General features: G+C 41.6%; 7 protein-coding genes. 2 read left to right on the top strand and 5 right to left on the bottom strand.

Annotation, left to right across the window (positions count from 1 at the left end; all coding sequences use genetic code 11):
* Positions 1–188 precede the first annotated feature (188 nt).
* The gene (locus tag CWC28_RS20980; RefSeq protein WP_138625725.1) at positions 189–1,001 is read right to left on the bottom strand and encodes a hypothetical protein; all 813 of its coding nucleotides are present in this window, start codon (positions 999–1,001) and stop codon (positions 189–191) included.
* A gap of 80 nt (positions 1,002–1,081) precedes the next feature.
* On the opposite strand from CWC28_RS20980, the gene CWC28_RS20985 reads away from it, so the two are divergent.
* Positions 1,082–2,644, top strand: a complete 1,563-nt coding sequence (locus CWC28_RS20985; RefSeq protein WP_138625726.1) for a KAP family P-loop NTPase fold protein — start codon at positions 1,082–1,084, stop codon at positions 2,642–2,644.
* Positions 2,645–3,118: 474 nt separating this feature from the next.
* Here the strand turns inward: CWC28_RS20985 and gcvP are convergent, their stop codons facing one another.
* The 4 genes from gcvP to CWC28_RS21005 form a co-directional block, all read right to left on the bottom strand.
* Positions 3,119–6,007 (bottom strand): aminomethyl-transferring glycine dehydrogenase, encoded by a 2,889-nt coding sequence (gene gcvP / locus CWC28_RS20990; protein ID WP_138625727.1) that lies wholly within the window; start codon positions 6,005–6,007, stop codon positions 3,119–3,121.
* 164 nt (positions 6,008–6,171) lie between these two features.
* On the bottom strand, positions 6,172–6,561 hold the full coding sequence (gene gcvH, locus CWC28_RS20995) for a glycine cleavage system protein GcvH (RefSeq protein ID WP_062570365.1): 390 nt from the start codon (positions 6,559–6,561) through the stop codon (positions 6,172–6,174).
* 51 nt (positions 6,562–6,612) lie between these two features.
* Positions 6,613–7,695: a glycine cleavage system aminomethyltransferase GcvT gene (gene gcvT / locus CWC28_RS21000; protein WP_063700514.1), complete on the bottom strand. Its 1,083-nt coding sequence runs from the start codon at positions 7,693–7,695 to the stop codon at positions 6,613–6,615.
* 180 nt (positions 7,696–7,875) lie between these two features.
* Positions 7,876–8,475 (bottom strand): hypothetical protein, encoded by a 600-nt coding sequence (locus tag CWC28_RS21005; RefSeq protein WP_054560756.1) that lies wholly within the window; start codon positions 8,473–8,475, stop codon positions 7,876–7,878.
* Positions 8,476–8,599: 124 nt separating this feature from the next.
* Between CWC28_RS21005 and CWC28_RS21010 the strand changes: the two genes are divergently transcribed.
* Positions 8,600–9,445, top strand: a complete 846-nt coding sequence (locus tag CWC28_RS21010) for a LysR family transcriptional regulator (RefSeq protein ID WP_054560757.1) — start codon at positions 8,600–8,602, stop codon at positions 9,443–9,445.
* Positions 9,446–9,565 lie beyond the last annotated feature (120 nt).

Below are 9,565 nucleotides of genomic sequence, written 5' to 3' on the forward strand. Positions count from 1 at the left end.
GGTGCTAGGTGCTAGGTGCTAGGTGCTAGGTGCTAGGTGCTAGGTGCTAGGTGCTAACAGCATAGTGTTGGTTGTGGGTTGGTAAAGCGTTAAGGAAACTGAAAGACCTAACCCAATGTTTTCTATTCTTAGCTTTGAAAACAAAATAGCACTGATGCTTAAACTTTTAGAATATAATTCCTTACTATTTAAATCGACTCAGCAAGGGCCATCGATTTAGTATTGCAGATAAACTCAATACCTTCAGAAGTAATACTGAAATTTTCAACTTCCTTCAATTGCTGGCCTGAATCAACAAACGTAAGATATTCAAGTTCATGTAAGCTATTGAGATTTTCTTCTAAATTATAGGTAAATTTGCTTTTAAGAGCACTTGATAACGTTGAAAAACTTATTACTTCTTTGCCCCCAGCGAGCAGCATTTCTAGTATTTCTAAATATTCCTTCTCTTGGTTAGTTAAATGTTTATCAATTAAAGTAGGTGGTACATTAGAGAACGCGATTAGTTTATATAAACTCTCAAATTTTTCTTTTTTCTTTTTGAACTGCTCTTCAAACCTTAGTTCGAGTTTACGTTGGTTTTCATTTGACTCACTTAACCTTAATTCTAATTCTGTTTTTTCATTTTTATAAAAGTCACGAAGAGCATTAGACTCATTGAGTGATAACCTGTGCTTTCTATAGAAAAGAGCTAAAGAATTAATTTCAAACTCTTTAGCTCTTGAAGCCGAACGTATAAAAATTGCTGTAGCCCATGGTAAAAGGAAAGCAACAAAAAAGGATATGATAAGAGGGTAGATCAAATTTATGCATATGTTTGAATAATTTTCAGAAACTGCTTTTAACTTATATGCTGTATCAAGATTAGAAAAAGATAGAAAGTACACTCCCTCCCAGTTAAAAAAGAACCATGAAACAATAAAACTACCTAGTAGTGGATGGGTTATTTTATCTGAAACAGAAGTCTTTAATGAGCTCGTATAGTCTGCCAAAGATGACATTTTAAGTCCTTTTATATATTGTGGTTATGAAGTTCGAATAACTATTATTACTGTAAAATAATTAAACTAAAAGGTGCGAAATGGAATTTGATTGGAGTTTACCAAATGAAGAGCCACAGCTTTCTGCTGATAATTTGAATAGAGCTAAGTATGCCAGCTATTTAACTTCATTTATTAAGGCTAAGGGAGGAACAGAAAAAAATAAGTTATCAAACTATGTAATAAATCTAGATGCTGAATGGGGAGCTGGTAAAACTTATTTTTTGAAACGCTGGAGCGAAGATTTAAAAAGGCATCACCCAGTTGTATTTATTGATGCATGGGCAATAGATTACCTTGAATCCCCACTTATGACTGTTTTGAGTGAAATTATTGAGCAGTTAAAGTTACAAACAGACAAAATTGACCCCGCTGAAACTCAAAAAAAGTTCAACGAAGTTGTTAAGGCTGCTGCGCCAAGAATTGGTAGTGCTTTAATGAAAAGGTACTTAGGGTTTGACTTCAATATATTTGATTCATCCGAATCTGAAGATGAAACACTTTCTCGAACTAATAAGGACATTGACTTTTCAAAAGCAGGTGAAAAGGTACTTGAAGTGTTTTGTAAAGAAGTCACTGATAGTAAAGAAAGCATCAAAACATTAAAGTTAGCGATTCAAAACTGGGTCGAGTATGTTGTAGAACAACCAGTGAAAGGAATGAAGACTATATCAAATAGTTACCCTGCATTTATTTTTATTGATGAGTTAGATCGTTGTAAGCCTACCTATGCTGTAGAAATGCTGGAAGCAATTAAGCATGTATTTGATATACCTGGTTTGGCATTTATTGTTGCAACTAATACTTCACAACTCGCACATACTGTTAAGGCTGTTTACGGCTCTGAGTTTAGCGCAGAGGAATATCTAAGCCGCTTTTTTGATAATAGGTATTACCTAAAAACTGAATTAAGTAGAGAGCTCATAGAGAATCATTGCAATGTAGAATTAATTAATGAGGCTTGGTTAAAAAGTGAGCAGATAATTTTGTTTCCATTTTTCTTTTTTGAGGGGACTAATTTTTTAAGTTTCTGTGTTCAGATATTTGAAGCTGTGCAGTTGACACCAAGGCAAGCTATTAAAGTTTTTGACCGAATTCAGTCAGCTTTTTTGAGTCTAGATAAATGTACTTGTATTAATGCGGCTGTGATGGTTCTGCTCTTTGCATTACAAGAAAAAAGTTTAAAGTTATTTGAAGACTTCTTCGCTTTGATTATTGAAAGTGAAGGGGTTAGGACTTTTAGAGAAAAATATCCTGTTTTTGCAAAGGAGTTTCTCGATGTTCGCTTGGATTTTTATATTGATATTTCCCTAATCCGACGTGAGTATAACCATGTAAATCAGAATATATTTCATTTTGAATCAAGTCATAATAATGGCAAAAGGCTTGGTGAAACCATGACAACCTTATATACGTTATTTAGATCTTCTTTTAAATTAGGTAAGTTTGACTCACAAGTGACAAAATTAACTCAATTAGTAACAGAGAGAAACCCAAGAGACTTAGCAAGTGAAGCACTTAAATTCTATATGCTTTTGATGCAGATAAAAGATGATCCAAATTATTATTTGGATTTAACAAACATGGCTGTAAACCTTGATTAGTTTCAGAAACTACGAATGACCGTGTCTCAGTTAATTAAAACCATAATACCGAAAACAACAAGCAAGAAATGGGTCAAGTCTTGCTTATGAACATCACTCTTACTTGCTCGCGCGAATTAAATTTCACGCCGACAGCAATGTGTTTAGCCTTTGCGATGTATAGGCACAATCTAACTTATAGCTTAAGCTCCTTTTCTCTTTTCCCTCGAAACTCGTTCCTCGTAACTTTACCCTAGCAACTCGCTAACTTGTTGGGTTTCGCTCCGCTCTACCCAACCTACAAGCTGATAGCTCCTTTACTCTTTCCCCTAGCAACTCGCTAACTTATTTCTTAATCTGATAGCTGACGGCTGAAAGCTGATAGCTCCCTTCCCCTTTACTCTCGCTAACTTTACCCTCGCTAACTTTCTCCAAAACACAAAAAAGCCGTTACATTGCTGCAACGGCTTTTTGGCATTTGAATTTAATCAAACCTTAGTCACGGTATGTCTCAACCGCTGGGCATGAACAAACTAGGTTACGGTCGCCGTATACGTCATCGATACGTGTTACTGTAGGCCAGAATTTGTCTTTTGCTACGCTTGGTACTGGGAATGCTGCGTAGAAACGGTCGTATGCACGATCCCACTCATTGCCTAGTACGTCTGCTTGTGTGTGCGGTGCAAACACTAGCGGGTTGTTTTCAATTGACCATTCGCCAGATGCGATACGGTCGATTTCTGACTTGATTGACACCATTGCTTCGATGAAACGGTCGATCTCAACTTTAGACTCAGACTCAGTTGGCTCAATCATTAGTGTGCCAGCTACTGGGAATGACATAGTTGGTGAATGGAAACCATAGTCTTGTAGGCGTTTAGCTACGTCCATTTCTGTTACGCCTGTTTGCTCTTTGATTGGGCGTAGGTCAACAATACACTCGTGCGCAACGCGGTTGTTACGGCCACGGTATAAAATTGGGTAGTGCTCGCTTAGCTTCTCAGATAAGTAGTTAGCGTTCACGATAGCCATTTCTGTTGCTTGTTTTAAGCCTTCAGAGCCCATCATGGCAATGTATGCCCACGAGATTGGTAAAATAGCTGCTGAGCCGTAAGGGGCAGCAGAAACCGCACCGTTACCGATGTTTGTGCCAGCAACATTAATTACGCTGTGGTTAGGCATAAATGGCGCTAGGTGAGATTTAACACCGATTGGGCCAACACCTGGACCACCACCACCGTGTGGAATACAGAATGTTTTGTGTAGGTTAAGGTGCGATACGTCAGAACCGATTGAACCTGGGCTTGTAACACCAACTTGCGCATTCATGTTTGCGCCGTCCATGTACACTTGACCGCCGTGCTGGTGCACGATGTCACAGATTTCACGAATTGTTTCTTCGTAAACACCGTGTGTAGATGGGTACGTGATCATGATACAAGATAGGTTTTCAGATACCTCTTCGGCTTTCGCTTTAAGGTCTGCCATATCAACGTTACCGTTTTTATCACAGTCAACAACCACGATTTTCATGCTTGCCATTTGTGCAGACGCTGGGTTTGTACCGTGCGCTGAACTTGGGATCAAACATACGTTACGGTGACCTTCACCGCGTGACTCGTGGTATTTACGAATCGCGATTAAGCCTGCGTATTCACCTTGTGCACCTGAGTTAGGTTGTAGTGAAACTGCATCGTAACCTGTGATGTTTACTAACCAATCATGTAACTCAGTCATCATGATTTGGTAACCCGCTGCCTGATCAAGTGGGCAGAATGGGTGTAAGTTTGCAAACTCAGGCCAAGTGATTGGGATCATCTCAGCTGTCGCATTAAGTTTCATTGTACATGAACCTAATGAGATCATTGAGTGGTTAAGCGCTAAGTCTTTGTTCTCTAGGCGCTTGATGTAACGCAACATTTCAGTCTCGCTGTGGTACGAGTTGAAGTTAGGGTGCGTTAAAATTTCGTCATCGCGTACTAGGCTTGCAGGAATTGAGTTGCTGCCATTTACTTCGATTTCGTTTGCAAGTGCATCAACGCTCAGACCGTGGCCTTCACCTAAGATGATGTCGAATAGCTCAGCTACGTCTGCACGGGTTGTTGTTTCTGATACAGAAATTGAGTATTCACCTGCACGGTTAGACGCAAAGTTAACGCCGTTTGCTACTGCACGTGCAACGATTTCGTCTTTGTTATCTGCAACAACAGTCAGTGTATCGAACCATGTGTCGTGCTTAAGGTTTACGCCTTTTGATTTTAAGCCTGCCGCTAAGATGTCTGCAAAACGGTGGATACGCTCAGCGATAGTTTTAAGGCCTTGTGGACCGTGGTAAACCGCGTAGAACGCTGCCATGTTCGCTAGTAGAACTTGCGCTGTACAGATGTTTGAGTTGGCTTTTTCACGACGAATGTGTTGTTCACGTGTTTGCATTGCCATACGTAGTGCGTCGTTACCTAAACGGTCTTTAGAAACACCGATAATACGACCTGGTAGTGAACGCTTGTACTTGTCGCGTGTTGCGAAGAATGCAGCGTGTGGACCACCGTAACCCATAGGTACACCAAAACGCTGTGCTGAACCAAGCACTACGTCTGCACCTAGTTTACCTGGTGCTTTAAGCAATAATAAGCTCATGATATCTGCAGCAACACAGGCAATTGCTTTTTTGCTTTGTACGCCAGCGATTAAATCGGTTACGTCAGTGATTTCACCGGTTGTTGATGGGTATTGGAATAACGCACCAAAAATGTCGTGGTCTAGTGCTTCTGCTGCTTTACCAACGATAACGTCAAAACCGAACTGCTCTGCACGTGTTGCAACAACGTCGATTGTTTGCGTGTGTACGTCTTCAGCAATGAAGAATGTGTTTGATTTAGACTTAGCAACACGCTTTGCAAGGCCCATTGCTTCTGCCGCAGCCGTTGACTCGTCAAGTAATGACGCGCTTGCCAGGTCAAGACCAGTTAGGTCTAGGGTCATAGTCTGGAAGTTTAATAATGATTCTAAACGACCTTGTGCAATCTCTGGTTGGTATGGTGTATACGCAGTGTACCAGCCTGGGTTCTCAAGTACGTTACGTAAAATTACGTGTGGTACGTGAGTTGGGTGGTAGCCTTGACCGATGTATGATTTGAACACTTTATTTTTGCTTGCTACTGATTTTAAGTAGCTTAGTGTTTCAACTTCAGTGCGGCTTTCGCCAATTGATAAACCTTGCTCTAAGCGAATGCTTGCAGGTACCGTTTGACCGATCAGCTCTTCAACACTCGATACTCCAAGAGCGCTCAGCATGTCGCTTACTTGCGCTGGGCTTGGCCCAATGTGACGGCGAATAAAATCTTGCTTTTGCTCTAATTGTTCAAGAGATTTGGCGTTTGACATTTGTCCAGATTCCTATGATCCAAAAAAAAGTGGTTACTGCCAATGGGTAACTGGCAATAACTTAAAAACGTGTTGATTTAGTAACTTACAGCGTATGGAAAGGTAAGCTATAAAATCATAAAAGCCCCACTTATGAGGGGCTTTTAGTCGGCGTGACTAATTAATTAGTCTTCGTCGATTGTGTTAGCGTAGCCTTCAGCGTCTAACAGGTTATCAAGCTCTGATGTGTCAGATGCTTTGATACGGAATAACCAACCGTCAGTGTACGGGTCGTTATTTACTGTTTCAGGCGAATCTTCAAGATCTTCGTTGATTGCAACGATTTCACCGCCGATTGGTGCGTAGATGTCTGATGCTGCTTTTACAGACTCAGCTACTGCGCAGTCTTCACCCGCGTCAACTTCATCACCAACTTCTGGTAATTCAACGAATACCATGTCGCCAAGAAGTTCTTGTGCGTGCTCAGTGATACCTACAGTAAACGTACCGTCACCTTCGTCGCGAACCCACTCGTGTGAAGTAGCATATTTTAATTCGCTTGGGATATTGCTCATCTTTTTGTTCCTTTGGTTTATATTGGGTGATAACACCAAATTTTTTATAGTTTAGATAACTGATTTGCCGTTACGTACAAAGCAAGGTTTAACAACCTTAACGTTAACCAGTTTTTTACGCATCTCTACTTGGGCTGTTTCGCCAGTTGAACGCGGAACGCGTGCTAGCGCAACACTATGACCAAGAGTTGGTGAGAATGTACCAGAGGTAATCACCCCTTCACCACCTTCAACGATGACTTTTAAACCGCTACGCAATACGCCTTTTTCTTCAAGCACTAAACCAACTAGTTTGTCTGTGCTCTTGTCAGCGCGTTGCTGTTCTAATACTTCACGACCGATAAACTTACGATCTTCTGGCTCCCATGCGATTGTCCACGCCATGTTTGCAGCAAGTGGAGAAACACTTTCGTCCATATCTAGGCCGTAAAGGTTCATACCCGCTTCAAGACGTAACGTATCACGTGCACCTAGACCCGCTGGCGCTACGCCTGCGTCTAGAAGTTGTTGCCATAAATCAGCAGCTTGATCGTTAGGTACTACGATTTCATAACCATCTTCGCCAGTATAGCCTGTTGTCGCAATAAATAAATCACCTGCTTGCACACCAAAGAAAGGCTTCATACCTTCAACAGCAGCTTGTTGCTCTGCGTTAAGTACTGTTGCTGTTTTAGCACGTGCGTTAGGGCCTTGAACGGCAATCATTGCAAACTCAGGACGCTCAGTAACTGTTACGGCGAAATCAGCCGAAACGTTAGCTAAATGCGCTAAATCTTTTTCACGTGTTGCTGAGTTAACAACTAAACGATAGTTTGTTTCTGAGAAGAAGTAGATGATAAGGTCGTCGATTACGCCGCCTTCTTCGTTAAGCATACCTGTGTAAAGTGCTTTACCCGGTACAGTTAACTTAGCAACGTCGTTTGCAACTAGTTTACGTAAGAACGCTTGTGCTTGCTCGCCTTGAACATCAACAATTGTCATGTGAGATACGTCAAACATACCTGCATCTGTGCGAACCGCATTATGCTCTTCGATTTGTGAGCCGTAGTTGATTGGCATTTCCCAGCCGTGGAAATCAACCATTTTTGCGCCAGCTTCAAGGTGCTTAGCATGTAAAACTGTTTTAGAAGTCATAATATTCCTTCACTTTTAAATTAACCCACAAGTTGTGGGGCGTGGCCTCAATTTAATGAGGGGGAATAACATGGGCGGCGATTATACATTAGTTGCACAGTTGTCACACCCAAATTGCGATTTTGTAACTAAAAAACAGCTAAACACTCAAGTGCGTAGCTGTTTTAAAAATTTTATGTTTTAAGCAACGTTGGCTAAGGCTAAATCAAAGCCGAGCTGCTGTAAGTGCGTTTGCCATTTATCAAGCTCTGCTTGGCGCGCCACCAGCTGAAATTGCTGTGTTGCTTGGTTATCTATGGCGGTAATAAATACCTCACCACTTTGTGCACCATAGCAGCTGCGCATGTCTGATAAACGCAGCCCAGGCGTTAGCTTAAAGCTGTCGACCAAGGCGTCAAACGCTTGCTCACCACTTAGGGTTAGCGCGCTTAAATCGTCACGCATTACATAATCAATGTCGTAACGTAGTTGTTGCTCATTAATAAGCGACTGTAATTGCACGCTGGCATCTTTACCTAATACAAAACGAAATGCAGTTTCGTTAAAGTAATACAGGGCATAAGCGTAGCTGCTTGTTAGGTCATCGTCTAATGAACTACGTAAGCCTAAACCACTGGCGGTTAGCTTATTAATATCAAGACCTAAAATAGCCGTTAAAAATGGGATTGCTTCAGTGCCACTAAAATCCATAATGGCAGTATCGCTATTAGCTTGTAGCACGTTGTCTGCTGGGGTCTCAGCTTGGCTGTGGCGAGCAAACATTATTGGCGTAAAAGTCATATGTGACACCTATCAATCATTAATGGCTGAAGTATATTGCGCCGTGCTAGCAACAACAAATTGTAATTATTTATCAATTGATAAATAATGCTTATATATACAGCCCTATAAATAGAATTTTTTAATGAAAAACATTTCTACCGATAGTTTACGTACTTTAGTCACTGTTGTTGAAGTTGGCGGATTTGCCAAAGCAGGTGAATTATTAGGGCTATCGCAACCGGCTGTGAGCTTACAAATAAAGCGCCTTGAAGACATGCTGGGCCATAAGCTGTTTAAAAAGCAAGGTCAGCGCCAAGTGCTTAATCAATATGGCGAATTGCTTATGCCATTAGCAAAGCAAATGCTGCAACAAAACGATGCCATTTTGCAGCAGTTCACCAGCGAAAACGTGACCGGTAAAGTGCGCTTGGGGATCCCCAGTGAATTTGCTGCACGTATTTTACCGTCGATCATTGGTGACTTCGTGGCCCTCTACCCTGACGTATCGCTCGAAGTGCGCTCTCGTTTGAGTAAGCATTTATTATCGGTCTCGCGCCAAGATCAATTCGATTTAGTGTTGGCATTAAACGAAGAGCTCGAATCAGCCAAGTTCCCGATTTTTATGCAAGACCAACTCGTATGGGTGGGTGATTTAAACCTGGCACAAAACGATGTGGTAACGCTTGTAACCGCCCCAGAGGGATGTATTTATCGCCGCCGCGCAATCGAAGCACTACAAAGTGCGGGTATTAAATACCGCATTGCCTACAGTAATGCCGACTTAACTGGCCTAACTGCGGCGTTAAAAGAAGGCTTAGGCATTACGGTACTAGCAAAAAGCACCGTACCGAATGAGCTTAACTACCAACTGCAAACCAAAGACCTCCCCGAGCTTGGTCAAATCGGTATTAGTTTAATTAAACGCACCGACGACCCCGGAACCGCCGTAGACAAACTCGCTGAATTCATCGCCCTACGTTTGACGTAGGTTTGAGTTGCGAGTTAGCGAGTTAGCGAGTTAGCGAGTTTTCAAAATTGTAGCAGCGATTTTATATCGCGTAGGAATTTAGCTAGGTGCTAGGTGCTAGGTGCTAGGTGCTAGGTGCTA

This window comes from Pseudoalteromonas sp. S4492 (assembly GCF_005886115.1).
Taxonomy (GTDB): Bacteria; Pseudomonadota; Gammaproteobacteria; order Enterobacterales; family Alteromonadaceae; genus Pseudoalteromonas; species Pseudoalteromonas gelatinilytica.

What these genes read in the sequence shown, in the direction of transcription:
- CWC28_RS21010 (WP_054560757.1), top strand. Translation starts at nt 8,600, where the DNA reads ATGAAAAACATTTCTACCGATAGTTTACGTACTTTAGTCACTGTTGTT.
- CWC28_RS21005 (WP_054560756.1), bottom strand. Translation starts at nt 8,475, where the DNA reads ATGACTTTTACGCCAATAATGTTTGCTCGCCACAGCCAAGCTGAGACC.
- CWC28_RS20980 (WP_138625725.1), bottom strand. Translation starts at nt 1,001, where the DNA reads ATGTCATCTTTGGCAGACTATACGAGCTCATTAAAGACTTCTGTTTCA.
- gcvH (WP_062570365.1), bottom strand. Translation starts at nt 6,561, where the DNA reads ATGAGCAATATCCCAAGCGAATTAAAATATGCTACTTCACACGAGTGG.
- gcvP (WP_138625727.1), bottom strand. Translation starts at nt 6,007, where the DNA reads ATGTCAAACGCCAAATCTCTTGAACAATTAGAGCAAAAGCAAGATTTT.
- gcvT (WP_063700514.1), bottom strand. Translation starts at nt 7,695, where the DNA reads ATGACTTCTAAAACAGTTTTACATGCTAAGCACCTTGAAGCTGGCGCA.
- CWC28_RS20985 (WP_138625726.1), top strand. Translation starts at nt 1,082, where the DNA reads ATGGAATTTGATTGGAGTTTACCAAATGAAGAGCCACAGCTTTCTGCT.